Origin of the sequence: Leptospira idonii (genome assembly GCF_004770995.1) — a bacterium.
Classification (GTDB): domain Bacteria; phylum Spirochaetota; class Leptospiria; order Leptospirales; family Leptospiraceae; genus Leptospira_A; species Leptospira_A idonii.
In genome coordinates, this window is sequence record NZ_RQHW01000021.1 from 1 (window position 1) to 335 (window position 335).

Sequence of the window (335 nt, forward strand, 5' to 3'; positions counted from 1 at the left end):
GTTTGCTTTTCATAATCACCTTTATGACTTATATAAGCTTTAATGTCATCGTATGGCAATGTTCTAGTGAGTCCTTCTTTAACTACCGTTTGCCGTGAGTCATATTGCTTTTTTAAAATTTCTAATTCTTCAATCTTTGCTCTGTTAACAGTCAGTTTTGTTTTCTCTGCTGCAATCTGTGCATCAATACTGTCTATGATCTTAGGAATCGCCTTTAACTCATCCTGGAAGGACGTTTTCACTCGATCTAAATAATGTTGTGGATTCTCTCCTACCTGCATCGACATCGTATGATTCAACATATTGCTATCCATCTGTGTCAATCTAGTCTGCAA

Annotated in this window: 1 protein-coding gene; it reads right to left on the reverse strand. The window is 36.4% G+C overall.

Going from position 1 to position 335, the window contains the following annotated elements; translation table 11 throughout:
* Positions 1-302, reverse strand: a 302-nt coding sequence (locus tag EHS15_RS06485) for a hypothetical protein (RefSeq protein WP_135759747.1), incomplete at its 3' end; no start/stop codon positions are given.
* Between the last annotated feature and the right edge of the window lie 33 nt (positions 303-335).